The following is a 25,069-nucleotide window of genomic DNA, read 5'->3' on the forward strand; positions in this document are numbered from 1 at the left end:
TAGGCACGATTGATGGCGTAACAGGTCAGACCGGGGAAGGGAGAGCCTGGATCAATCTTGTCCCAAAAAAGGACGCAATAAAGATAAGGTCCCTTTCAGCGGATTTCATCAGGGCCAGCAGGAACCTCCTGCATAACAGGCCGGATATAAGGCAGCACTTTGACCTCACCGTCATACATCGAACGTCGACTTGCTCAAATGGAGGCATCCATATAAGAATTGGAAGGAGAGTTGAGTACACAGGCCAATTGCCCCGCCGGCGATTGCGTACTGCAATTTCAGGAGCAATGCTGCGCCGCCGGTCACCTCAATAGTGAGAGGCTGCAAGGTCTGCAAGAGGAAATCGCCGAGGAAATGCGCATAGCCCTCGCCGAAGCGCAGGCAGCAGCCGCGCCGAGCCTTACCGATGTGCAGGCAGTATTTCAGAAAAATCATCGCTTCGAGGACTTCTTTGGGAGGGGCGCGGCATGACGGAGATGCTCTATTGGCAGGCCCTGAATCGCGCCTTGGACGAAGAGATGGCACAGGATGGAAACGTGTTTCTTTTGGGTGAGGATGTTGGCCTGTATAGCGGCACCTACCGTGTCAGCGAAGGGCTCCTGGCCAAATATGGCGAGTGGCGGGTACGCGATACCCCGATCTCGGAAAACAGCTTTACCGGACTCGGTGTTGGTGCGGCGATGTTGGGACTGCGGCCGGTGGTGGAGATCATGACCATCAATTTCGCCCTCCTCGCCCTCGATGCCCTGATCAATATGGCCGCCAAGATTCCTTTCATGTCTGGCGGGCAGTTTGCCATGGGTTTGACGGTGCGAATGCCGGGCGGGGTCGCCAAACAGCTCGGGGCACAGCACTCGCAGCGCCTCGAACATACCCTGATGAATGTTCCCGGCCTGCGCATTCTCGTTCCCGCAACCCCTCAGGATGCCTACTGGCAACTTCGGCAGGCCATCCGCTCCGATGACCCGATCATCGTCCTTGAACACGAACTCCTGTATTTCCACAAAGGAGAAGTAGCGACGAATGCTACTCCGTTGCCCATACACGCCGCAGTGGTCCGGCGTCCGGGACGCGATCTAACTTGTATCGCCTATTCGCGCATGGTGGAAGTGGCCCTGGCGGCGGCGGAGGAGCTGGCAAGGGAGGGCATCGAAATGGAGGTCATCGACCTGCGCAGTCTCTCCCCCATCGACTGGGAGCCCTGTATACAGTCAGTTGGTAGGACCCATCGTGCCCTGGTTCTGGAAGAAGATTGCCGCTTTGCCGGTGCTGGCGCGGAAATCGCTGCGACCTTGCAAGAGCGCTGCTTCTATTTTCTGGACCACCCCATCCAGCGCACAGCCGGGCTCGATCTTCCCACACCCTTTGCAGCGGAGCTGGAGGCCGCCACAATCCCCAATGTCGAGCGGACCTGTCGATCCGCCAGAGACCTTGTCCAAATGTCAGGAGCACCCGTATGAAACAGGAAGTCATCATGCCCGTCCTGTCGGATACCATGCAGACAGGACGCCTGGTTCGCTGGAACAAGGCCGTCGGTGATGCGGTAAAAAAGGGAGATGCCCTCGCCGAAGTGGAAACCGACAAGGCGATACTGGATGTCGAGGCCTTCCAGGATGGGTTCCTGGCGGGCCCCCTGGCGCCAGTGGATACGGACATCCCGGTGCGTTCGGTGATCGCCTGGCTGGTGGATAGTAAAGAGGATCTGGACGCAACCACTTCTGCAAGCAACACTGCAGCTTCTGGCTCTGTCGCCCCATCAGCCACCCCTGCTGCAACACCTGTCCCGAAAATATCTCAGGCAACGCCGCCACAAGCAGCCGCGCAAGAGTCGGTCCCTGTCGCACCTACCGAGCCATCCACCCCGCGCGCAGCGGCAGATGGCGTTCTTGCCAGCCCCTATGCCCGTGCCCTGGCTCAGGAACTGGGTGTAGATCTGAATCTGTTGGGCACAGGTCCCATCGACAGTCGTCGCGTACTTGCGACGGCACTGCGCGGCCCACTGCCAGATCTCAGTACCGGCCCTGATTACCAGATCGAGCGCCTCTCTGGTGTGCGGGCTGCGGCAGCTCGGAATATGCAGGATGCCGTGCAGACGCCAACCTTTCAGATTGGCGCACGCCTACCCCTCAGTGCACTGCAAACACAAGCCAAAGCTGCGAAGCTCAGCCTCACCCTCGTGCTGGCAAGGGCCTGCGCGCTGACGGTCGCGGAAGATCCCTGGTTCAACCATCTCTGGACCCCCCAGGGGCTGGCCAAACGGGAACGGGTGGACGTGGCGATTGCCGTGGATACCGGTGACGCCCTGTTGACCCCGGTTCTGCGCGATGCGGCCCGACGTCCGCTCAAGGAGCTGGCAGAAGACTGGCGCATTCTGCTCGGCAAGATCAAAAAAGGTCGCTTGGCTCCGGAGGATTATCGCGGCGGTACCTTCTATCTTTCCAATCTTGGCGTCTTTGACGTGGTGCACAACTTCGATGCCATCGTGCCCCTGGGTGCTGCAGCCATCCTGGCAGTAGCGGCAACCCAAGCCGATGGCAGCAGTGAATGTACCCTGAGTTGTGATCATCGGGTGATCTTTGGCGCCGATGCCGCCCGCTTCCTGCAACGTCTGCGCGAGCGCATCAGCACTACAGCCTGGCTGGATACATGAAGACTCCACATGGCTGAGCTGATTCTGGCCCTCAATGGCGGCTCATCTTCCCTCAAGTTCGCTCTGTACGAATATGCCGACGAGAGCGGGCAAAGGCTGGGAGAAGGCGCGATCGAGCGCATTGGTCAGAGTGTCGGTCGCCTGTGGTGGCGAGCGAAAAGCGCCAACATCGATCGCAATGCCGTTTTCCCTGATCATTCCAGCGCCCTACGCGCTCTGCTCGACTGTTTCCAGGAGCTGGGGGTGCAGCAACTCGCAGCGATTGGGCACCGCGTCGTTTCCGGCGGCCCAGACTTGCGCGAGCACTGCCGCATCGATGCCCTGGTATTGCAAACCCTCCGGGCCTCTTTGCGTTTTGCCCCTCTGCATCTTCCTGCCGAGATTGCCGTCATGGATGCCGCCAAGCAGCGCTGGCCGCAAACCCCGCAGTTCGCCTGCTTCGATACCACCTTTCACCGCAGTATTCCAGAACTGGCGGCGCGCTATCCCCTGCCCCGCAATCTGTGGCAGGAAGGGGTACGGAAATATGGTTTCCATGGACTCTCTTATGAATACATCTGCACCCAAATTCCGAACAGCGGACGGAGCATCATCGCGCATCTGGGGAATGGTGCCAGTCTGGCGGCAGTGCGGGACGGCGTCTGCGTGGATACCAGCATGGGGCTCAGCCCCACGGGCGGCGTGGTCATGGGCACCCGTTGCGGTGATCTCGACCCCGGGGTGCTTCTTTTTCTGCTCGAGGAAAAGGGCTATACCGCCAACCAGCTCGAACGGGTCCTGAACCATCTCTCCGGTTTGCTTGGTCTGTCCGGCATCAGTGGCGACATGCAGGTGCTGCTGGCGGCCCGGAACAACGAGCCACAAGCCGCCTTTGCCATCGATGCCTTGGCCTACAGTGTGCGCAAGATGATCGGCAGTTTTCTGGCGGTTTTGGGAGGTGTGGATCGCTTGGTCTTTACGGGCGGAATCGGCGAACATGCCGATCTGGTACGCGAGCTGATCTGCGCCCCCCTCTCCAGCCTGGGATTCGTCCTGGATAGCGCCGCCAATCAGGCCGGGCAGAGACGAATCTCCCAGAGCGACAGCCCGATAGAGATACTTTGCATTCCCACCGACGAAGACCGCATGATTGCCGCGCATAGCTATCGCCTTCTGCACCAGGCGCCTGATTCCTGAGAACTACAAGGCGAAGTATAGACAAATCCAGGCTTTCACTGCGTACTGGACGGGAGCCAGCCTTGCTTTGTCTGGGAATTTTGCTATTATCCTGCAGATCGGGTTGTTAGCTCAGTTGGTAGAGCAGCTGACTCTTAATCAGCGGGTCGTGGGTTCGATCCCCTCACAACCCACCATTAAAACAGGCACTTAGCGTGAATTGCTGGGTGCCTTTTGTTTTTCATCCAACTTATATCCAACCTCAGAGGAAAAACGCGCTATCCGGGTAGGCGTGGTGTAGGGATCTCCGCTGGCTGCAAACGCAGGATGATGGACTGCTACTCCGCGTTATGAAGGGATGGCATTCCGATAAGCATGGATTTTGAACCCCTCAGGTACGGGCTTGAATGGATCATCTTTATCAGGCCAACGATTAGCCCGACTTTGGAATTCCCGCAGTTTTTGGATATCCAGATTGACCACTACCACGTGCTCGTTCTCGCCGCCGCGTAACCGACAGACGTCCCGCTTGTGATTGGTCTTTTCGGGTACTCGCACACGGCTGTCGCCAAATCGCCTGTTGTTGACCAAGGCCACATAGGCATGAACGTCCAAGCTGGCGGACTCTACCAGCGCGGAGAATGTCTCAAGGTCTTGATTCCAGGACAGGACCATCATGCAGTCTACCGCTCCTTGAAAATTCAGTCGGTGCTGAACATTCTGGAGCTCGGAGCAGACCAGTACGCCAAAGGCAAAACCTTTGTGGAGGTAAACAGGCTTGGCGTTGCGATCCCCAGGGAATAAGGTCCAGTGCTTACCGAAATCCCTCTGCAAAAGGAAATCTTCCCCTGGGGCCGGCAGCGTCTTGGGCTGGTGTACCCGGACAAATGCGGGGAAACCAAGGCGATCATCGGCAAGAACGAGAACGGCCTCACTGTGAATGGTGGATTCCGCGATATGATAGTCCAGACCAGCAATTAGACTGATTCCTGACTCCCGGAGCAGACTAGTGACGGTGCCAAGCCACCGTTCGGGCAAAGATAATTCCGGCAACAGTAGATGTGTGGGCCTAGGACTTGCCTTAATAGCCTGATTCACCACATCCTCAATTCTCTTATACCGTGACCTCGACAAGTCTGACCGGCCACTAGCAGCCGCTTTCCAAGTGTCATCCGAGGTCAACAGACTGCTGATGCCAAGCAACACCGGCTTATGACGCTCGCCATCCAGGATGGCCAGCTTGATGTCATTCGGGTCGGCTTCACCGAGCTCCTGCGCAGCAGGTTCAAGAAGCGATTCCCAGACCCAGACTCCCCGAATCGCCCGCACATAGCGTGCCCAATTCCCAGTTGGAGTCTTCTTGTCGCGATCTTTGCCGAGGAAAACACAGTCATGAGGTAGGAAGAGAGAAACCTCTTCTGTCGAATAAGGGCGCGTGGGAAACAAATAAGGCAAGAATGAAATGGTCTCGCCCTTTGTCGCCGATCGCCCTGCTCTGGGATGCACTCGGAATGTGCTCAGATCGCCGCTATTTGCCGATCTCTGAAGGAAGTCAGAGAGGTCCTCCAGACGATCGTAACAAGTGGCAATCTGCTCCTCGCCACTAATTACTTTGCGCTGACGAATCGCATCCCTACGCAGATGATCCTTGTAAGCAGTCTTCGCCCAATCAGCTTCGCGAATTGCGAGTGATACCCCTTCCAAGTCCTCTTCCGTGCCCTGCAAGCCGACAGCCACACACAATTCGAGAGCGACCTTAGGCAAGGGCTGCATACCACCCCTCCGCTTTCCCCAGCTCAGCGACCTAGAGATGGCGTCTGCAGCAGATTTCCTCACGCCATCTCGGACGGACTCCCATTCGGCCTGCAGGCCTCTTTCTAGTGCTGTGTCATGTCCGTTCACACGGATAAATCTCTTTTCTGTTGCCTTCTCAACCTCTGTCAGAGAGGCCAACGCCGCATCAAACAGGCGTTTTGCATCTGGCCAGTCTTTCAACGCCACGGCTAGCGATAGCAAGCGCGGCAGGTAATCCAAGTGATCAAAAATCTTGTCCGGTCGAAGAATGTGACTAAAGGCGAATTGGTAAAACTTGCCGCGTTCATCCTTCCAGTCATCTGGACGCAAGTCCCGCGAAAGCGTCTCCACGGCACGCAACAAAACAGACCACCCCAGCCGCCTGACGGACAAGCCGTCAGCTCTGCGCAAGGTGTCTGCTTCTTCGGATGCCTGCCCTGCCGCAGCTAATACCTTGGCGGCAGCCATGGACTCCAGATTATCAGGATTTGGCATCATGCGGCGTTCGCTCGACACGCTCCGAATCTGGGACTCAATGCTATCCAGCAAATCTAGACCGCCTTGTCCCTCCAGAAAGAAGACCTTCTGCTTGGACTGTTGCAGCAACAGCGTGGTCTCGCCTTGATAGGCTCCCGGCAATTCCAGATAGATCTTCTCCTCTTGACCTTTTCGCGGCGGGGGGAAGCTCGACGTCCGTTTGGCGATAAACTTCTGCAATTGTGGAAAATCAACCACATCCCCTGGATCGCGCAGCACAATGAAAATATCGTCCACATATCTGCCGTAGTAGACAGGGCTTAGTTGTTGCTCAATTTCACGGTCTAGACCAATCAGCAGGGCATTCGATACCACGCGGGAAATTGAGAGACCAATAGGCAAGCCGCCAACAAGTGGCACGTCCGCCTTTTCGGGCTTGCACCCCAGTTCGACAAGCTTTGCCAAAGCCCGGTCGGACCAAGCCACAAGGGTATCTGCAAAAGCGGTGGTAAACGCCATTTCCCATGGCGTCAATTCGATCTTGGCACAATCATAGAAACACTTCTCCTTCATGAACGCTGGTGCAATCCGATGGTAGTAACTGGTCAAGTCCATCGTGATGGCAATAACAGATTTTTCGGCCTCCAGTTCTTCGCGGATTGCCTTGAGACCCCGTTCCCGCCATTGCCGATACGGGGCGAAATATGGGCGGAACGACCCGATCGCCTCGGTGTGATAGGGGCCGAGTGTTCCTTCAGGTGAGCCTGGCTCAGGGCGATACCTCCGTAAACGAGAGCCATAAGCCGATTTGGTCAATGCAGCATCAAACTTGTGTCCGACCAGGTTGATCCAAAGCGCGGACAGGACGTGCATTTCCACCGGGAAGTCACCAACCAAACGGAATTCCGGTGTCAGGTCATGCGTGACATATAGGTGCTGGAAGGCCCGGTCAGGGTTGGAGAAAAACCCGTGCCCATTAGGTATTTTCTTGTCCGTTTTGGGCTTGGCAGACAACTTCTTTGCGACTAGGCGAGGCTCGCCCAGGTGTTCTGTAAGCACATCGATAATCTGGCCGGCCTGGAGACGCTCCAGCAAGCCCGTCAACCTTGTTGGCAGGGTTGATTCGTAATCGACGAACTCGCGGGCAACAAAGAGTGAGCGTTCAAAATAGCAATCTGCCTTTGCCTTCCTGAAGGCATAAAACAGTTCGGTTAAAGATAAGTCGGACCAGGACTCAATGTTGGGCTGTGCCATACTATCTCCATCTACCCTAGAAAAATCATTCGAGCCCCTAAAACACCCAACATGGCATTACCACCAGAACCGCGTACTCGAAGATTTTTGTCCGGCACCAATCGATAAAGGCGAAGGCAAGATGTTTCCACCTGCTTGTTGAATTCCTTGTCGCGAACCTGGCGCAGGATCTCGGCGTAGCCAGATTCATCGACCTGAAAGGCCGTATGGCAGTGGGGGCAGACGATTTCGGGCATGGCGTGGCTCCTTTGCGGATGTGGGTGAGCTAGGGGGATGGCTTGAGGCTAGCCGTCTCCAGGTCGTAGACGTAGTGGATGATGCTGCCATCTTTGATGCGCTCCACCGCCTCGTCGATGACGAATAAGGGCACCAGGAACCATTCCTCGGGCTGCACTGGGTGGCCAAAGCGATCGTGGATGGTGATGTTCAGCCTCGCTGGCGCAAACAGCCGGTGGAGCAGGTGCTCCAGCCGTGTGCGGTGAATCCCTGCCAGTTTATAGGTCGCGACTACCTCGACTTGGGCCAGCAGATAGGTGGCCTCATTCTCGGCATTGGCGATACGGCTTTCGACCTTGCCTCCCGTCACCCCAATCTTGTGAATAAGCTCGCGGTGCTGCGCGACGTAGGGGTCGGTCGATAGTGAGCGCAGGACGTAGATAGTGCCACTTTCCACATCGTCCGCATCGAAATCACCACCAAGGGTGAGTTGCCCCGTTTCGGGCGAGGCCAGGCGCCTAGCCGCCGGGTCATTGTAGAAGGCCCGCTGCAGGGAGCGAAGCAGCAGATTGCTCTCCGTGCCATTGGAATAAATGACGCGCAAGCGCCGATCCACTTCGCCGGCAGTGGTTTTTAAAGGCTCCCCAATCTCGGCGACGTAGAGGGTGAGCCCATCTAGGACAAAAAAATCTCCGGCTTCAATGGCGCGGCGTCCCGCCTCGATGGGCTGGGACTGCCGCATACCGGTCTGGATATCGGTTTGCACCCGCTCGAACAAGGGCCGAAAGGTCTCGAAATCCTTGCACGGCTTACGGTCGGCGACCTCCTCGGCGGCACGTTTCTCGGCGCTGGTACGGACATGGCGCAGTACTGTGATGTCGCTTGCTTCGTCCGCACCGGCCAGTTCAGCGGCTAAGTCTTCGAGATCAGCAATATCCGCTGCTTGCGCGGTGGAGTGCTCTTTGGCTAGCAAGTCCTGATGATCCAGCGGCTCCAGCAAAGCCCGGCACTCCGGAAGTGCCCGCAAGCGATCCAGGCGCACGGCGTAGAGGCGCTCGAAGATATCCCGATCTTCCCCATGCTGCGGTACCCGACCGTGGGTGGCCACAAAGCGTTGGATATCCTCGAAGCCTGCGATGATGCGCTCTTCTCTGGCCGTGCGTCCGTCTTTTTTCTCAGGCGGCGCGAAGTCGGCCAGCTCTGCGGCGAGGTCGTCGAGTTCGGTATTAGTCATAGCGCCCCTCCGCCTTGAAGCGCAGGAAGGCGGTGGCCCCCTCGGCCATGCGTCGCTCCCAGGGATCCTGAGCGGTGAGCGACGGAATGCGTCCCCGCTCCTTCTTGAACTGTACGGCGCGGATGGCCAACTCCTTCGCCTCCTCCGGTGTGAGACTCGTGCGCTTGGCGGTAATGACCGCCGCCACCTGCTTCAAACTTTCCTCGCTCATGGCCTTGGCGAGGATGGCGTAGGCTTCCCCAAAAGGATTGATGCGGTCGATGAGGTCGATATCTAGTTCCCGCACGTCCATGGCAAAGCGGCGCACTCCGTGGATCAGGGCGGTATTTGGGGCGCTATCTTGCGCGCCTTCGTTGATCACTCGCTTGGCCTGCTGGGTGAGGTTCAGTGCTGCAACGGCATGTTGACGCACCGTCTCCTGGTCCTCGGTATCGAGCTCCGGGTACTTATCCTTGATGATTTTGCTCAGACGCAGCTGGGTCAGCTCCTCGGGCACCAGATCCTCATCGAAGAGCCCCCGCTCGATGCTGGGTTTGTCCTGCACGAAAGCAGCGATCACTTCGTTCAGGTCTTCCCGGCAAATGCGCACCGTCTCGGGGCTTTTGGGTTCGGCAAGGCCCTTGATCTCGATCTGGAACGCTCCTGTCTGTTCATTGACACCGACATTGCAGCGATCGGGATTGTAGCCATCCTGGCCGTAGTCGAAACCTGAGGTTGGGCCATTGTCGGGATTTTTGGCTTTGAACTCGAAGCGCGGGGCCAGGACCTGTTCCATCAAGAGGCTGGCAGCAATAGCCTTCAGGGTATCGTTGATGGCCTCGGTGACAGCGGCTTCTGCCGCATCCGGCTCGGCAATGAGGTTCGTGAAACGGGCGTGGGTCTTGCCCGGAGCGTCCCGAGTGGCACGGCCGATGATCTGGACGATCTCGGTGAGGCTCGCCCGGTAGCCTACGGTCAGCGCGTGCTCGCACCAAATCCAGTCGAAGCCCTCTTTGGCCATCCCCAAGGCGATAATGATATCGACATGGTCGCGGTTGTGCTTTTGCGCGGGGTCTTTGAGCGCGGCGGACACCCGGTCGCGCTTGCTGGCATCGTCATCCACGAGATCGGCAATTCGTAAGACGCGGCCATCTGGCCGCCGGACGAGCTGGAAACCCGTCGCGGGATCGGTGCCTTGCCAGGTTCCCAGTGCCTCAAGGATGTGCTCCACCTCGCGCATCTTGTCCTTGGTGCTCTCCCGAGAATTGACGTTGGGAATGTGCAAGATAGTTTTCTCGGCAGGGTTGAGAACCTGGAGGATCTCCTCGACGTAGGCACCGCTGTAAAAGAAATACCCGATGTCGAGCTGCTTCAGGTATTCATAGCCGTTCAGTTGCTCATAGTAGGTGTAGGTCACCGACTCGAACTTGGCCTCGTCCGATGGGGTCAACACCGCTTCCGCGTCACCCCGGAAGTAGGAGCCGGTCATGGCGACGATGTGCGTCTTACCGCGGGCGATGAATTGGCCGAGGTGCGTGCCAAGCTTGTTGTCGGGATTGGAAGAGACATGGTGGAACTCGTCAATCGCGATCAAGCGATCGTCAAAAACCTCTACACCGTAGGCATCGACCGCAAAGCGGAAGGTCGCGTGGGTGCAAACCAGCACTTGGTCGTCGCTCTGTAGGAATGCTCCGACGGCTTTGACCTTGCCGCCGTTGTCGGTGCCTGGGGCATTGCAAAGGTTCCATTTGGGCTCCACCCGCCAGTCGGCCCAGAAACCGTACTGCGACAGTGGCTCATCGTTAAAGCTTGCGCCAATGGCCTTCTCCGGTACCACGATGATGGCTTGTTTCAAGCCCTGGTTGTAAAGCTTGTCCAGAGCAATGAACATCAGCGCCCGGCTCTTGCCCGAGGCGGGTGGCGACTTGATGAGCAGGTATTGCTCGCCGCGCTTTTCAAAAGCCCGCTCCTGCATGGGGCGCATCCCCAAGGCATTGGCCTTGGTGGATGCGCCACTGCGAGCGTAGGTGACGGAAACAGAAGGGACGGTCTGTGGACGTCCCAAGTCGCTACTCATGGCATTCATTCAGAATACACCCCACTCGCGTCCGCTGGACATCCTAAACGCCCCATCGATTGTAGTGCTTTTCCTGAGCCATTGACGCTTTTGAGCTCTGGTACCAGTGGTCAACTCGAAGACTCCTGGCATGATACGCTCAAACAACAAATGCGTATTATCATAAGCAGGAGGACCGTCAACACCTGGTATTGGTAGAACTAACTTATCCATCTTGTTGTCGCTATAAGTTAACGAGAACCGCACGCCCACGCCATGACTACCATTGAAACTGATCTCGATGTCACCGATGTGCGTATTCTCTGGAACAGCGATCGAACTGAATCCGAAGAAAACTCTCGAAAGGCGCTTCATCATAAGTTGATTTCCGGGCAAATGTGGTCCTCGGTTCCTGGTGATATTCCCGGCATCAATCCAGAAATGCTTACACACGCGAAGTTTTTGCAAATCTCTATTTGATAAACCTCCACGACTAATATCGGTGCTCGCGATGTCATCCTCAGTGGGCACCGGCGTCTTCAAATTTTTTTTGCACTCAAAGATACTATTATATCTCTCCAGGAGAGACAGGGACAGCGGTACCGACGTGTGCCATGTTCTTGAGAACCAAGTGTGCATTGCGTTGATCGCCGCGGCTGCCATTGGCTCGATAGGGGGAATTCGATTCACACTTACAACAAGACCTGCTTCGATACCTCTTGTTAGACCAGATCTAGACATATTGCCGGACCCAGCAAGCGCGTAATCGCGTTGGTTGGTGCGTATTAAGAAAGCCTTCGGATGAAATGGGACTTTTGGAGTTCCATCATATTCCAAGCAGAATATAGCGTCATGAATACGTACGGAAGAGTTTGGTAACGATAAAAGATACTTGAGAGCAATTGGTTCTGTGCGGCAATAGTCAAAGGACGTAATCCACCTTTTCGGAAGCGACGCCCAATAGTCACCTAGTATATTAGATGCTCCCTGAGCAAAATCATAGGCGCCACCACTGGTTACATAGGCAACTGCCATGTCAAGCCTCTCTACACAGTCGTTCTGCAAGATGGATTGCAATGCATCAAGTGTCGTCCGACTGTTCGGTTGGATTATATAGTCTATTTGGCTCATGTTCAGCTCCGGGAGTATTAGATTTCTGCTATCTGGTCAGAACTTTCTTCTGGCCATTTCCATATAGTGAGAATAGCTTTTCCAGTCGTTCGGTATCATTGCGAAATTTACGACCGATATAGATGCGCTCAAGAACCTCATCGTTCCGTTCGTGTGCTTGGCGCAAGTTTGCGGGCATTGACTCAGGATCATAAAGATCAGCACTTGCTGCGGGAAAATGCACTTCCCGCGCCAAGATGATATTCTCGGCACAACGGGTCAAATCTTCTTTGTTTTTTTCAGTTAACATTGGGATTGGAAAAGTATTCCATCCTAAAGTGTTCGAGTACCGATAATCTGACTTTAGCTTTCCGCAAACGGCAGCAATCCAGACGATATGCAACCGTGACGCTATCAAGGAAATTGTCCAAAGTGGTGCGTCATAAAGTGCGAAGGCACTATCGGCAACGATTGCTCTTGCTTCCAAAAGGCCAATCGGAAGATAGGGACGACGCTCGGAGCTAACGCGTGGCACGACAATGGTGAGCTGCCGTGCGACCCCTTGAATTTGAACGAATCTGTATGGAGTCTTGGCATGGTCTCGCGTAGACCTAGCCTTGCTAGACAGCCGCATTTCACGCACGCCATCAAGACGCCTGGCAATAGCAGGAGAAGAGGCGGCATTGGTCCAATTTTCATGGTCGATCCATAGACAGTATCGAACTTTTCCTTGAATAAAATCTTCAGATCCTATAAAACGCCTAACATATTTTACAAAAATCTGATCTTTTTGACTTATAGTTTCCTTTTCTATAGGCGATACGATGAGATGCCCACCATCGCGCGGCATGTTTCCAAATAGCATTAATGCGCGGTCTTTCGGGGCGTCGCGTCGGGCATCCACAACTAAATTTTGGCCATCAACTAAGTACGGGTTTATGTTCTCACAAATTCTCTCCAAAGTGGTTCCGCCGCTGTCAACTGTATACAGACGCTTCTTTTTCACAGGGAGATTAGATAGTCCGACTATGATCACGATAACGCCCGCATTATGGCTCGCCAAATTCTTCCACTTGAAAGATGTATAAGCAAACTGAATTGCGTAGCCCTTTTCGAAAATCGATCGCCAGAGAATGGGAACCTGTTGTCCCTGGCAAATGGAATTCGTAACCACGAATGCGGAAGCAGCTCTGCTCTGAAGACCGTAGTCCACTGCTTTCATCAACCAGCCGGCCACATAGTCGAGCGATTTCCAGCCTTCTAAGCGACCTTCGAATACGGCTGCTAGATCGGACTTCTGTTCTTCTGATTGGAGTTTGTTTCCCAGATAAGGGGGATTACCGCAGAGATATGTCTCGCCACCTTCGTTTTGGAAGTCGATTTCGGCTTGGTCGATCGGCTCCTCAAATAGATCATCCGTCTGCACTGTCACGCCAGTGCCAGTTGGCGGGCAGATGCTTAACCAGTCCAGCCGCAGTGCGTTGCCACGGATGATCCAGTTTTCTTTACGCAGGGGCAGAAACTCAGCCAGGGCCAGCTGCGGCCCACGGTACAAAACATCGCGTTGATACTCAGCAATAACGAGCGCCAGACGGGCAATCTCTGCCGGAAAATCACGCAACTCGATACCCCGGAAGTTGGTAAGGGGAATATCCGACCGGCGATCTGGCTCACCTCGTCGCTTATTGATCTCCGCCTCAATGGCGCGCATTTCCTTGTAGGCGATCACCAGAAAATTGCCAGAACCACAGGCGGGATCGAACACCCGAATGCGCGATAGACGCTTGCGCAGGTTGAGCAACAGGCGGGGATTGTCGCCTGCGTCGGCCAGTTTTGCCCGCAGGTCGTCGAGGAACAGGGGGTTCAGTACCTTGAGGATGTTAGGAACGCTGGTGTAGTGCATCCCCAGTTCGCCCCGTTCCTCGTCTTCGGCGATAGCCTGGATCATGGAACCGAAGATATCGGGATTGATCTTGGTCCAGTCCAAGCCACCGACATGGAGCAGGTAGGACCGGGAGATCTTGCTGAAACGCGGCGTTTCCATACTGCCGGAGAACAGGCCACCGTTGACGTAGGGAAAATCGAGGCTGGCTGCCCAACGGGGAATGTCCGCAGCGGTTCTGTCATTGATTGGGGTATTCATGGACCGGAACAGGGTGCCGATGACCTCGTGCGTGTTGGAGGCGTCGCGAGCGCTCATCCGCTCGACGGTCTGGGTGAAACGGCCCCGGCCGCCAAAGATGCCAGTATCTTCGGCAAAGAAGCAAAAAATCAGCCGCGCCATGAAGTGGTTCATGTCGTGGCGGCGTTCTGCCGTCGCCCATTCGGGGTTGTCTTTCAGCAACTCGACGTAGAGGCGATTGAGGCGGCTCGTGGCGCGGATGTCGAAGGCGTTTTCACTGATCTGCCGGACGGTGCTGATGCCTGCCAGTGGCAGAAAAAAGCCGAAATGGTCCGGAAAATTCGAGAAGGCGCAGGCGACAGTCTCGCCGCTCAATAGATCTTCCGCCTCGAAGTCCACGCCGTCCGTGGCGAGGACGAACTTCGCCTTGGCCTTCATTGTGGCAGGGCTCGCCTTGAGGGCCGCGAGGGCCTGCGTCACCTGTCCTGTTTCGCAGGTGAGGATATGTATATTGTTGGTCTGGAGCACACCGCCGAGGTCGGATTTGTTCGTGACACCGCTGCGTAGGCGTTGGATCGTCGTTGCCTTATTGCCAAAGGCTTCCAGGAAAGCATAGGGGAACTCTGCCGGGTCGAAAGGCTGCTCGGCAAGGTCGGTGATGGCTTGTTCAATTTCTACGGCGTTCATGGAGTGCCAAGGCTGTAGTTTGCCGGCGATTTTGTCGATGGGTGATGGCTCAATCTATCACCCATGATTTGTGCGAGCATCGAATCATTGGTCTGCCGGCTGAAGATCCAGCCTCTGGACCTGATCCAGGTTTACCCGCTGTCGTGCCTGCCACAAGTCAAAATGATCCTGCATGATCATCCAGCTTTCCGCAGAGCGCCCCAGCGCCTTGGATAACCGTAGGGCCATCTCCGAGCTCACGCCGTTGCTACCATTGAGGACACGGGCCAAGGTAGAGGCCGATACCCCAAGCTTGGTCGCCAACTGCCGTCCGGTGATCCCATTCGGTTCGAGGTAGACCTCACGGATAAATTCGCCGGGATGTGGGGGATTGTGCATTTCCATTAGTGGTAGTCCTCATAATCCAAGACATAGGCATGACCGTCCTGAAAATCGAAGGTCAACCGCCAATTCGCGTTGACCCGAATCGACCAGCGCCCCTTCTCCGTACCTTGGAGAGGATGCAGGCGAAATCCTGGGATGTCCATGTCGCCGATCGCCTGTGCAGTATCCAAGGCTGCAAGTAGCATGCGGAGCCGCTTGGCGTGCTGTGCTTGGATGCCGGCGAGAGAGCCCGATGCATAGAATGCCTCCAGCCCCTTGTGGCGGAATGATCGAATCATACCGAGGAGTATACGGTGATGCGCTGCCCGCAACAAGGCGGGAAGTGTGTACCGGGGTACCCGTCAGGGGAAACCCCTCGCCCGCCATGAGGGGAGGAATATTTTGACGTTTTCGTGCCCGAAACCCGCCACTGCCAACATGCTCATCTTTGTTGACACCGCGCCAGCTATACACGGGAAACATGGATTAGTTGGGGTGGATAATGATACGGGTCAAGCCTATCAAAAGCAGTGGCGGTGCGGCAGGGGTTGCGAACTATCTGCGCAATGAACGCCCGAGCGAGTCGGCAGAACAGGCGGTTGGTTATTATAGCGAGCGTGGCGGGGCGCCCTCCTTTTGGGCGGGCCGTGGTGCGGAAGCCCTGGGTCTGTCTGGAGCCGTGGATGCCGACCAGTTCCAGGCGCTACTGGAAGGCAAGCTGCCGGATGGAACGGATTTGGCGGGCCGGCACCAAAATCGTCGCATGGGCGACGGGTACGTCATCAGTGCTCCCAAATCGGTATCCATTATGGCCTGCGAGGATGAGCGCTGGAAAGTATGGCACGACGAGGGGGTCAAGGCCGCAGTTGCGTTTCTGCAGGAACGCATGGTCTATGCTCGTCTTGGCAAGGGCGGCAGGGTATCGGAGTACAACGGGGACATCATCGCCGCCGTGCATCGGCATGAGGATGCACGTCCAGTCGATGGGCTGGTAGATATGGACCTGCATAGCCATGTGACGGTTCTCAACGCCATGCGGCGGTCCGATGGAAATTGGACCAGCATCAACAACGACCAGGGCGTCGATTGTGAACTCCAGAAAGAGGCTGACGCCATTTATCTGGCCACCATGGCCCGATTAGCCGTAGAGCATGGTTATGAACTGGAGCAAAGTGCCACCGGTTTTGAAGTGGCGGGCATTACCCGAGACCAGATCGAGGCATTCAGTCGGCGGCGGGGGCAAATCCAGGCGGACCTGGCCGACAAGGGCGGCATCGAGGGCGCCAGCGTCGCGCAACGGGACGCGGCCTGGTCCGCCACCCGCGCCGAGAAACGACAACTGAGCCAAGCGGAACAACGTTGGGAGTGGCGGCAACGGCTGCGGGAGGCCAAGGTCCCCACCCACAACCTACTGGTGAGGAGCATGGAGCGAGCCAAGCAGCCTGAAACGCCTCACCCAGACCGGGCAGCGATAGCCGTGCAACGGGCGCTGGATCATTGCAGTGAACACGATACGGTATTTTCGGCGTCGGCCGTCCGGGCCGAGGCTCTGCGCCAGGGCATGGCAGAAGGTATTCTCATCGAGGCTATCGATGCTGCCCTGCATTCGACCCCAGAACTGCTGGATGGTGGAGCAGTGGATCGGGACGGAACCAACAAGATGCGTAAGATGCACACCACCACGCGGGCCGTTGAGGAAGAACTGGCGATCCTGACCATTGCTACCCAGAGCCAGACCAAAGCTCTGCACTCCCCGGACGCCGTGTCGGCGCTGCTGAAGCAAAGACAGCACGCGCAGGGCTGGAACTATTCCGATGGGCAGGTTGAGGCCATACAGATGGCCCTCACCGGCAGGGAACAACATCAGGGTATTGTGGGTGCGGCCGGTGCGGGGAAAACCACGAGTATGGCCGTCATCGTGGATCAGTATCGGCAAGCGGGCTATGCCGTGGTGGGACTCGCTCCCTCGGCCAAAGCTGCAGCAGAGCTGCAATCCGCTGGCTGTACTACGCAGACTCTGGAATCGTTCCTGCGCAGCAAGCCGACAGAGGCGCCCGGCAAGACCCTCTACATTCTGGATGAAGCGGGCATGGTGTCCCGCCAGGACCTGCTGCGATTTTATCGGCGCGCAGAACAGGATGGGGCGCGGACACTGGCCGTGGGCGACCCCAAGCAATTACAAGCCGTGCAGGCCGGTAATCCCTTCGAGCAGCTGTTACGGTGTAACGAGTTCCGTCAGGCCGGCATCTCCAAGATCAACCGGCAGAAGGACAAGGCGCTATTGGCGATTGCCGAGGCCTTCGCCAGCGGAGACGCAGAGAAAGGATTGCGACTTGCCGATCCATATATGCGGGAAGTCCCCATGAGCGATCCCGTGCCGGGTCAAAAGAAGCTCGACAAAACCATCAAGCAGGAGCTATTGGCGAGAGCCGCTGCCAAATCCTACCTTCGGCTGTCTCCCGAGGACCGAGGGCAAACCCTGGTCCTCGCAGCCAGCAATGGCACCAGACAGATCGCCAATGAGGAGATCCGCAAGGGCCTGATTGATCGTGGCGAACTGGGCCAAGAATCCGTAATGATCACCGCGCTCGACAAAGTCAGCCTGAGTGCAACCCATCAGAGGCAGGCAGCATTCTATCAGCCAGGGCAAGTGGTGGAGCTTGGCCGAGAGGAGCAAGGTGTCGGCGATCGCGGCACCCGCTGGAAGATTGTGGGAACCGAAAAGGGAAAGCTGAAAATAGTCCCACTACTCGATGAGGGAAAAGCGCCGGTGAACCTCACGCCATCCACAAAACTGCAATTGTACAACGTGCGCCTAATGGTATTGCGCCAAGGTGACAAGGTCCTGTTCCGAAAGAACGACAAGACCCGGGATATCGACCTGCGCAACGGCGATGATGCTGTCATTGCAATAAAGGATGGGAAAGCGTTCGCCAATATGAGCGACGGAAGATCGGTAGAACTGAAGACAGAGGAGGTTATGGATTACGGATACTGCCGAACCGTGCATGCCTCGCAGGGGGCGACGGTCGATCGTGCCATCGTCATTGCCGAAAAGACAAAAGCCGGAGCAAATCTCGGATACGTCGCTTTGAGCCGAGAAAAGCACCATCTGGAAATCCTTACCGATGACAAGGAAAGGCTGGCAGAGAGTTGGGGCAAATACGTCCATCAGGAATCTGCGCGGGATGCGGCCATGCGCGGTACTATCCAGGCAACCAGACAAGAAAACCGGGAAGCCCAATCGGTCCAACGTGCATGCGCGGAAGAAAAACGCCACCGCGACCTCCTGAAAAAAGAGCGAATCTTCTGGCCTGCCGAACAGAAACGCAGCCAAGAGCGAGACCAAGGAATGGCCCGCTAACCGCCAACACCACGGCCACGTCTAACCACCAGAGTCTAGAACCGTCGACCAGCCGGTATCAGCCAGCATGTCAACGACGCCGGAATCGGCACAGCGGATCGGCGAGTTGGCTCGGCAGCACAAGCGCAATCGGAGCGTACCCAACACGGTGCGTTTGTGCGGATAAAAGCCTACCCGAAGGGTGGGCGTAAACAAACGAGAATATACGCATGGGTGCAGTATTTACACGGCAAAGCGTGTGAATAGCCATTCGTTATGGAGCATTCCCGTGTCACTCCGTGTCAACCAAAAATCAAACCGTGTTTTTGGTTGACATTCCGCCAGCTATGGGCAAGAGGCGCAAATCAGGCACAGGGCACTGATGCCTCTTTTAGGAGGACACAGTATGGCGCGAACGCTAACAGCAAAGGTGCTTCCCTACCTCGAAGCCATTGAGGCGGCGCACCGATCTGGCGAATCGTGGAAGGATATTTGTGCACTGGTGGAAGCGGCCATAGACGCACGTTTCGGATCGCCAATTTGTTTCGGCAACGCGGTCCGGCGGGCACGCAAAGGAGTGGACGATGGGCGACTGTGGGTCGAGCAACGGCCCTTGCCCGGTATGGCGCCAAAGCCTGTTGGCTTACCCCAATTCCAAAAAACAACAGAGCCGCATGAACCCCGTAAATCACTCTCCATTGATCTGGATAAACTGTAAAGGAGGTTTCCATGAAACATCTGGTAATTAGCCATGGCGACAAGGGCGGCGTTGGAAAAAGCATCTTTTCCATGCTTGCAGTAGAATTCGGATTGTTCGTTGGACGGAACGTCGCGATTGTGGAGGGCGATACCAAAATCGGGGATGTGAAGGAACGGTACGAAAATGTGGTCTCCGTTTTGTCGGTAAATTTGGATAAAAGCGGCAAGGATGCCGAGAACGCGATCGCCACCTTATTTGGCCACCTGGAAGCGCTGGAAAGCGATTTTGTGGTGATGAACGCGCCGGCTAATGCGCACAAGGCCCTGGACTCTTACGCGGAGCTTATTGTACCGGTTGCGCGGGAGTTGGGATTTAAAATTTGCGTAGCGTGGATGGTCGGGCGGGAATCCAGCAGCGCCACCCTCGCAAACGAATCCATGATTTGCCAGGCAGCGGATCGCAAAATCGCCGTCGTCAATCGCCACGAATCGGATTATGACCGGGATTATTATTGGTTCACTGTTCCGCAATACAAGGATGCCTGGATCGCTTCGGGCGGTTTGACCGGAGAAATCCCTGAACTGGCCTCCCGGGTAGGGGCGAGGGTCAAGGAATACCAGGGCCGGTCGTTTGCCTCGCTGGCTGGCCCGGAGAGCCCATTGTTTATTGTAGAGCGGCAGATCATCAAGAACTGGCTACGAAAGTCCTGGCAAGAGTCCATGATCCCATTGATAGAGGGGGAATGAATCATGACTGTTGTGACCGAGAAGAAAACGCCCAACACGGAACCCATGCCGCAGGCGGTGAAGGGCATCGATGCAGATGACCTCAGCGGATTCATCGGCTGGTCAACCCGCTTTCGGATCGGCCCCGACGATCCCCTATGGGGTACTGTGCTCGCGACAAGGATCTCCTACCAGGCGGCGACCGTGTCCATGGCGGCGGCAGCCGATCTGTCGGTCCAGGTAGCCAAAATCCCCGATATCATCTTTCAAGGAGCGAATCGGGCGGCCAACGAGGTGACGGCGAGCATTGCCGGGCAATCCGATGCCTTTGCGTCGCGGCTCGAGGCGGGCGGGAGAAAATTCGCTCGGAACTTTTACGCGGAGGTGGAGCCCTTGCTCGACCAGTCGATGGATAAAGGTAAAGGCACTCTGGAAAAGGCCTTGCAGAGCGGTAGCCTCAAGTTGGAGAAAGCAGAGCAGGCGCTCGCGTCCAAGCTTTCAGGAGAGGCTATACAACGCTATATCCAGGGTGCAAAGCAGGAAGCGCTGGCCAACTTCACCGACGAGGCGAGGAAAGCTGCCCAAGCGGCCGTGCGGGCAGATCTTACTTGGTCTTACGCGGTCACTGGGGCGGTGATTCTGGTGCTGATCCTGACCGGCTGGATCGCTAATGACGTCTACCTGCATGCCACCGATCGGATCGCACCTGAACCCATTCAGCAGTACACCAATGGTCAGCGGTATTGCCATCAAGCTGGACCAGACTATGTGTGCGTGCTCACCAAGGCGCCACCGCGATCTTGAATCTGTACCATCCAGTTCAGTCCTCCTCGGCCAGGCCCGGTTCCCTGCCGGGTCTTTCATATTGTGACAGATTCAGTGATTGGCCTCCGGCAAGTGTACGCGGGCGACAATCACCACCCACAAGACATTGCAGACGATGCAACTTTATATTAACGTTGGGCCCTGTGACTGAGACTTGCTAATGTCGTGAGGTTGACGCGATCTCAAAGGGCGGAAAAAGACTGATTGCGGTCATACAGCAGCGGAAAGCAAATGACCCCAAGCAGTCATTCCAGCTGGGCGTTGTCAGCGCCCGGAGTTCGGCCAATCCGGCCGTTAGCGCAATGCGCTGAATTTGGCCGCATCCCCTCGACTACCTGCCGTTCGGTCTTTGAATGCGGCCACTGGACCGAAATCCGGGCTCTGAAGCATTCCGCATTTGCGGCCATCGCCCAGTTGCAGAAAGCATCGTACGTCAGCCTCTATTCCACACAGCAGAACACCGGACCACGGCCTGAACTCGGTACCAATTCGACATGCAAATTTTTTCGCCCGACGATAACTGCAAGCACAGGCCTCTTGTCCCGACGCTTCGCTGACAAGAGCTTCCATTCCGATCTATCGAGACCAGAAGGATGGGGATCGTCTTCCACATGGGTATGCCATTCGCCCAGATAGCGAACGGTTCCCTGACTCTCTGCCCATCGAGACACAGCGATTGCTTCGTGGCCAAACGGCATTCGCTCGAACAGGTAGCGAAGCCTTTTGTCATGTGGCGTAGGTTCCGTCGCTTGCTCGATGAGCATATGGGATCCATGAACCGAGCCGAGAAGAAGCCCACCAGCTTCGCAGTCAGCATCACTAGCCTGAACGTATAGACAGAACACCTCCAGCGTGGCCTTTGAGAAATGCAACAACGTCCTCCTGTCGTGTTGGTAGCCCAGGAACTCATGAATTGCATACAGGGCACTCCCGGTCCCGCAACGGATCGCAATCGGGCGTGGCAAGCTGATGGGTATGGTCGGTCAGTCGAGTTCGCAACGCGGGGGAATGGATGCCGTTGACCCAATCAAAGGCCGCGATAGCCACCCCCTGACAGGGCGAGCACATGGTAGGTAGGAATGCCCGTCATGGTGCTTCAGCCCATCGGCGGGAAGGGATCGTTGCCTTGGCTGTCCTTGTCCGGACGATGGATGACGAGTTCGGACTGCTGGTTGCGTGCGACATCCCTCGCCGCGTCAATGGCCTGTTGCTGCGTGTCGTGCATGGAGGTCGCCCGTTGATTGCCGACTCCCTTGACGGTCCAATCGTCCTGATGAGGAACAACGTGCTGATTCTTGCCTGCCATGATGGCTCTCCTACAGTGGAACTATCGAAGTCCCAGCCGCTCCGGCTGGGTTGTCAATGATCGCCTGCTGTAGCACAATTGGTTGCTCACGCAGACAACAGGTAAGGCTATGCCAATCCGACCTAGTGAAGGTGTAAAACCTACATCCGTTGTCTGTATGGACAACAATGTACCAGAGCACGTACGCCGGTGCAACTGGGTGCGGCGTGCGCCTTTGAACATCAACCGACTGGGGAGAGGCACCAGAGACCTTGGCCCTTCTTCCCGCAATCGCAAGGATCAGAACTCATGCCGCAGACAGGCCTAGGCGTCGCCCTCAAGACGCTACGCGAACGCAGAACCCTTTCCCTGCGTGAGATCGGCCAGCTATCGTCAATTGATCATGCTTATGTCCACCGCCTCGAAACAGGCGAGAAGACAAACCCATCCAAAGACCTGGTTGAGAAGCTTCTGAAGGTTCTCAAGCCGAGAGAAAGGGATACAGCACTTGTAATGTGGCTGGCTGACCACGCTGACGCTGATCCCAGCCTTGTTGAATTCGTGCTGCAAGACCCCTCAATCAGCATTGATGTATTTTCGGCCGCAGCTGGAGTCAGGCATCGGGGAAATGCAAGGCCTGACCCCGCGAAGCTCATCGCCCGAATAAAAAAGGCCTTCGACGACGACGAGGACGACTGAACATGGACGAGGCGGATGTCAGGCAGAGAGCACGCGCATTTGTCGCGAGAGTCGATGTTTCGATCATCCGAGAAGACCTGTCCCCGTATGTGACCACGGCTAACGCCAAGGTCAAGAAGGATGAGCTTGGCGAGGGGGAGTCTGGCTATACCGTTACCATGCCGAACGGGAAGCACATCATCACTGTGAATTCGCTGGAAACCGAAGAACGCCAGCGCTTCACTGTCTGCCACGAAATAGCTCATATCGTGCTCGGCTTGGAATCAAGTCACGACGAGGTGCCGTCATGGTCCTATGCAAAGCGACATCCGAACGAGATCGCCTGCGACACGTTTGCCGCTGAACTGCTGATGCCCTATCAGCAATGGCTCTCCGCTGTTCCCAAGGAAGAGCCCTCCCCGGAGCTCATCCAACACATGGCCGACTTGTTTGGCACATCATTCCCCGCAGCGGCGTCAAGATTCGCCAGCCTTAGCGATATGCCATGCGCGTTCGTCACCATGGAGCGCGGTGCGGTGCGGTATGCCGCACGCTCCACGGCCTTGCGGCAAGCAGGGGCCTGGATATCTCCCAGGTCGGTAATTCCAGCAGGCTCCGTGGCTCACCGAATCCGCACTTCAGGGAATAGCGCCACTGAGACGGGAGAAGTTTCACAGGACGTCTGGTTCGATAACTGGGAAAAGGGCCTAGACCTCTGGGAAATAGCAAGGCACTACCAGCGCACCGATACCACCATCTCCTTGCTATGGTTCGACAGTGACGATTTACCAGAAGTTGAAATTACTCGTTTTGGGCAACGTCTTGAAGACAACGGAGGATTGGCTGAACTGACGGGAGAACTCCCTTGGCCTGGTCGACGGAAGCGACGTTAGGGCCTTTTGCGATACCGACAGCATGGCCTTGGCAAGGCCGAAGGGAATGCCGGAGGCTAAGTTCCTGGGCTAGACGCGGGAGGTGCAGGAATGGTTTACCCCGCTCAATCCTTATGCGGAAAGGGATCCGTTGCTCAAGATCGAGGCGGCCGACTACGCTCTGAGGGATGGACACATCACCGAAACTATGGCGCCGCTCTTTTGCTATGCCGTGTCCTCCAAGCGTTACGCGCTATTCAACATCAACGACACAGGCAGTCCCGTCCTGCGCAAGGCCTCCGCGCATGGGCTGGGGCATTTGCTGCCACCTTACCGGGATGAGGATGCACCCATAGCCATCCCAAGGCCTACCGTCCCGCTTGAAGAGATAGGGGTAGAGCGGTGGCAACATGACCTCTGGTTTCGGATTCTAGCAGCCCGTCGGTTTTGATTTTGGAGTGCTGCGCATTTCCGCCCAGGATTTTTTGAAAATGCTATTTTTGGGGGACTTTGGCGCAGTTATACCCAGTTTTCTGCTGTTTTTATCCATTTTCCTGTCCTATAGGCGCAATACGGCCATGCGTTTCACATTCCACGCGAGGCAAACGAGGCTCCATTCCCCCTGTACCTGTGTCAAGCCGCGCAATGAGAACTGCCGGAAGCCCATCACCGATTTGATGATGCCAAAGACCGGTTCTACCGTTTGCTTGCGGAGTCGGTAGATACCGCGACCCACTTGTGTCTTCAGTCGATGCATCATGGCCTGCATCTGGGTGGCATCCTCTGCCAGCTGCGCTGGTTCAAGAAATACAACCTGGGTAAGCCGTACCGCGAGCTGAGCAGGTGCGGGCTTTCAATTTCCTGCTGGCGTATCAGGCCCAACCGGCTTTGGGTATGTCTACCACGGACACAAATCCGAACCAACCGGAAAAGCCTAAAAAACGTAAGGCCAACTGCCAAAATCTCCCGCGTGCGGTGTCGCCCTACGATCGGGACCACCGAAAGGCAATGTCCTTGTGCTTTGACCGAGACACAGGCCAGCAAGTAGTGCCCAACCAACTAAAAACCTACCGGCGGGCTTTGGCGCAGTATCACCTGCACCAGGAGGCAAAGTTTCTCGACGGCGACTATACTGACCGAGGCCACACCCGGCGGCGGCACATACGAGCCAGTGGCATCGACCATATCGGCAAGGAGGCAAACCGCTGGGAGGAGCAGTTCTACCTGGGGATGGACCTGGAGGCACAGAGTGAGTACGGCATGGCACCGGAAGAGGCGGAAGGGCTCCTGGCAAGGCTACAGGTGACGGCAAAGACAATCGGGGTGGGACGTTTGGCCGAAAGGATGGGGATTTCGCGGCGACAGATGTCGAATATCCTGCATGGGAGGGTACGAGCGTCCGCACCAATGTTGGCTAAAGCGCGCACAGCTCTTTCCACAGAAAAGGGTGGATTATGCCGCTGCGCTTTGTAAAAACTTCCACAAGCCGATCATGGTAGGTCAAGGCGGGTTACTTGGTGGATGATATTTCTATTACCAAACCC

Annotated in this window: 21 protein-coding genes, 1 tRNA gene and 1 pseudogene; 12 read left to right on the top strand and 11 right to left on the bottom strand. The window is 56.3% G+C overall.

Going from position 1 to position 25,069, the window contains the following annotated elements; all coding sequences use genetic code 11:
- The first annotated feature begins 231 nt into the window (after positions 1 to 231).
- From MQE22_RS06810 to MQE22_RS06830, 5 genes are all read left to right on the top strand, one after another.
- Positions 232 to 471, top strand: coding sequence for a hypothetical protein (locus tag MQE22_RS06810; protein ID WP_255789397.1), 240 nt, complete (start codon positions 232 to 234; stop codon positions 469 to 471).
- On the top strand, positions 468 to 1,460 hold the full coding sequence (locus MQE22_RS06815; RefSeq protein ID WP_215871157.1) for an alpha-ketoacid dehydrogenase subunit beta: 993 nt from the start codon (positions 468 to 470) through the stop codon (positions 1,458 to 1,460). Before MQE22_RS06810 ends, MQE22_RS06815 begins: the two co-directional genes overlap by 4 nt.
- The gene (locus MQE22_RS06820; RefSeq protein WP_215871156.1) at positions 1,457 to 2,650 is read left to right on the top strand and encodes a dihydrolipoamide acetyltransferase family protein; all 1,194 of its coding nucleotides are present in this window, start codon (positions 1,457 to 1,459) and stop codon (positions 2,648 to 2,650) included. The genes MQE22_RS06815 and MQE22_RS06820 overlap by 4 nt, the downstream gene beginning before the upstream one ends.
- A 9-nt stretch (positions 2,651 to 2,659) precedes the next feature.
- Positions 2,660 to 3,826 carry an acetate/propionate family kinase gene (locus MQE22_RS06825; RefSeq protein WP_215871155.1) on the top strand — a complete coding sequence of 389 codons (1,167 nt, stop codon included), beginning with the start codon at positions 2,660 to 2,662 and terminating at the stop codon, positions 3,824 to 3,826.
- 100 nt (positions 3,827 to 3,926) lie between these two features.
- Positions 3,927 to 4,002 (top strand) — tRNA-Lys (locus MQE22_RS06830).
- Between the two features lie 151 nt (positions 4,003 to 4,153).
- Here the strand turns inward: MQE22_RS06830 and MQE22_RS06835 are convergent.
- The 8 genes from MQE22_RS06835 to MQE22_RS06870 form a co-directional block, all read right to left on the bottom strand.
- The gene (locus tag MQE22_RS06835) at positions 4,154 to 7,330 is read right to left on the bottom strand and encodes an RNA-directed DNA polymerase (RefSeq protein WP_255789399.1); all 3,177 of its coding nucleotides are present in this window, start codon (positions 7,328 to 7,330) and stop codon (positions 4,154 to 4,156) included.
- A gap of 11 nt (positions 7,331 to 7,341) precedes the next feature.
- The gene (locus tag MQE22_RS06840) at positions 7,342 to 7,566 is read right to left on the bottom strand and encodes an MJ0042-type zinc finger domain-containing protein (protein WP_255789400.1); all 225 of its coding nucleotides are present in this window, start codon (positions 7,564 to 7,566) and stop codon (positions 7,342 to 7,344) included.
- Positions 7,567 to 7,595: 29 nt separating this feature from the next.
- A complete protein-coding gene (locus MQE22_RS06845; RefSeq protein ID WP_255789401.1) occupies positions 7,596 to 8,780 on the bottom strand; it encodes a GIY-YIG nuclease family protein in 1,185 nt (394 codons plus the stop codon).
- Positions 8,773 to 10,845, bottom strand: a complete 2,073-nt coding sequence (locus MQE22_RS06850; protein WP_255789402.1) for a DEAD/DEAH box helicase — start codon at positions 10,843 to 10,845, stop codon at positions 8,773 to 8,775. Before MQE22_RS06850 ends, MQE22_RS06845 begins: the two co-directional genes overlap by 8 nt.
- Entirely contained in the window at positions 10,846 to 11,850 is a 1,005-nt protein-coding gene (locus MQE22_RS06855; RefSeq protein ID WP_255789403.1) for a hypothetical protein, read from the bottom strand.
- Positions 11,851 to 11,974: 124 nt separating this feature from the next.
- Positions 11,975 to 14,734, bottom strand: coding sequence for a class I SAM-dependent DNA methyltransferase (locus MQE22_RS06860; RefSeq protein WP_255789404.1), 2,760 nt, complete (start codon positions 14,732 to 14,734; stop codon positions 11,975 to 11,977).
- Positions 14,735 to 14,818: 84 nt separating this feature from the next.
- Entirely contained in the window at positions 14,819 to 15,118 is a 300-nt protein-coding gene (locus MQE22_RS06865; RefSeq protein WP_255789405.1) for a HigA family addiction module antitoxin, read from the bottom strand.
- Positions 15,118 to 15,396: a type II toxin-antitoxin system RelE/ParE family toxin gene (locus MQE22_RS06870; protein ID WP_255789406.1), complete on the bottom strand. Its 279-nt coding sequence runs from the start codon at positions 15,394 to 15,396 to the stop codon at positions 15,118 to 15,120. The genes MQE22_RS06865 and MQE22_RS06870 overlap by 1 nt, the downstream gene beginning before the upstream one ends.
- Before the next feature lie 203 nt (positions 15,397 to 15,599).
- Between MQE22_RS06870 and mobF the strand changes: the two genes are divergently transcribed.
- The 4 genes from mobF to MQE22_RS06890 all read left to right on the top strand — a co-directional run bounded on the left by mobF (position 15,600) and on the right by MQE22_RS06890 (position 20,669).
- Positions 15,600 to 18,461, top strand: a complete 2,862-nt coding sequence (mobF, locus tag MQE22_RS06875) for a MobF family relaxase (protein ID WP_255789407.1) — start codon at positions 15,600 to 15,602, stop codon at positions 18,459 to 18,461.
- A 385-nt stretch (positions 18,462 to 18,846) separates the two neighbouring features.
- Positions 18,847 to 19,158: a hypothetical protein gene (locus tag MQE22_RS06880; protein ID WP_255789408.1), complete on the top strand. Its 312-nt coding sequence runs from the start codon at positions 18,847 to 18,849 to the stop codon at positions 19,156 to 19,158.
- An 11-nt stretch (positions 19,159 to 19,169) separates the two neighbouring features.
- Positions 19,170 to 19,886, top strand: a complete 717-nt coding sequence (locus MQE22_RS06885) for a hypothetical protein (RefSeq protein WP_255789409.1) — start codon at positions 19,170 to 19,172, stop codon at positions 19,884 to 19,886.
- A gap of 3 nt (positions 19,887 to 19,889) precedes the next feature.
- On the top strand, positions 19,890 to 20,669 hold the full coding sequence (locus tag MQE22_RS06890; protein WP_255789410.1) for a hypothetical protein: 780 nt from the start codon (positions 19,890 to 19,892) through the stop codon (positions 20,667 to 20,669).
- A gap of 461 nt (positions 20,670 to 21,130) precedes the next feature.
- Here MQE22_RS06890 and MQE22_RS06895 read toward each other — a convergent pair whose 3' ends face one another.
- Both MQE22_RS06895 and MQE22_RS06900 read right to left on the bottom strand, forming a co-directional pair.
- Positions 21,131 to 21,535 (bottom strand): Mov34/MPN/PAD-1 family protein, encoded by a 405-nt coding sequence (locus MQE22_RS06895; protein WP_483190459.1) that lies wholly within the window; start codon positions 21,533 to 21,535, stop codon positions 21,131 to 21,133.
- 251 nt (positions 21,536 to 21,786) lie between these two features.
- A complete protein-coding gene (locus MQE22_RS06900) occupies positions 21,787 to 21,996 on the bottom strand; it encodes a DUF2188 domain-containing protein (protein ID WP_255789411.1) in 210 nt (69 codons plus the stop codon).
- A gap of 288 nt (positions 21,997 to 22,284) precedes the next feature.
- Here MQE22_RS06900 and MQE22_RS06905 point away from each other — a divergent pair, with 288 nt between their 5' ends.
- A complete protein-coding gene (locus MQE22_RS06905; RefSeq protein WP_255789412.1) occupies positions 22,285 to 22,674 on the top strand; it encodes a helix-turn-helix domain-containing protein in 390 nt (129 codons plus the stop codon).
- 2 nt (positions 22,675 to 22,676) lie between these two features.
- A complete protein-coding gene (locus MQE22_RS06910; protein WP_255789413.1) occupies positions 22,677 to 23,546 on the top strand; it encodes an ImmA/IrrE family metallo-endopeptidase in 870 nt (289 codons plus the stop codon).
- 538 nt (positions 23,547 to 24,084) lie between these two features.
- Here the strand turns inward: MQE22_RS06910 and MQE22_RS06915 are convergent.
- Positions 24,085 to 24,294, bottom strand: a pseudogene (locus MQE22_RS06915) (transposase); the annotation flags it as partial.
- A gap of 278 nt (positions 24,295 to 24,572) precedes the next feature.
- On the opposite strand from MQE22_RS06915, the gene MQE22_RS06920 reads away from it, so the two are divergent.
- A complete protein-coding gene (locus MQE22_RS06920; protein WP_255789414.1) occupies positions 24,573 to 24,998 on the top strand; it encodes a helix-turn-helix domain-containing protein in 426 nt (141 codons plus the stop codon).
- Positions 24,999 to 25,069: the final 71 nt, after the last annotated feature.

Origin of the sequence: Acidithiobacillus sp. YTS05 (assembly GCF_024396695.1) — a bacterium.
Classification (GTDB): domain Bacteria; phylum Pseudomonadota; class Gammaproteobacteria; order Acidithiobacillales; family Acidithiobacillaceae; genus Igneacidithiobacillus; species Igneacidithiobacillus copahuensis.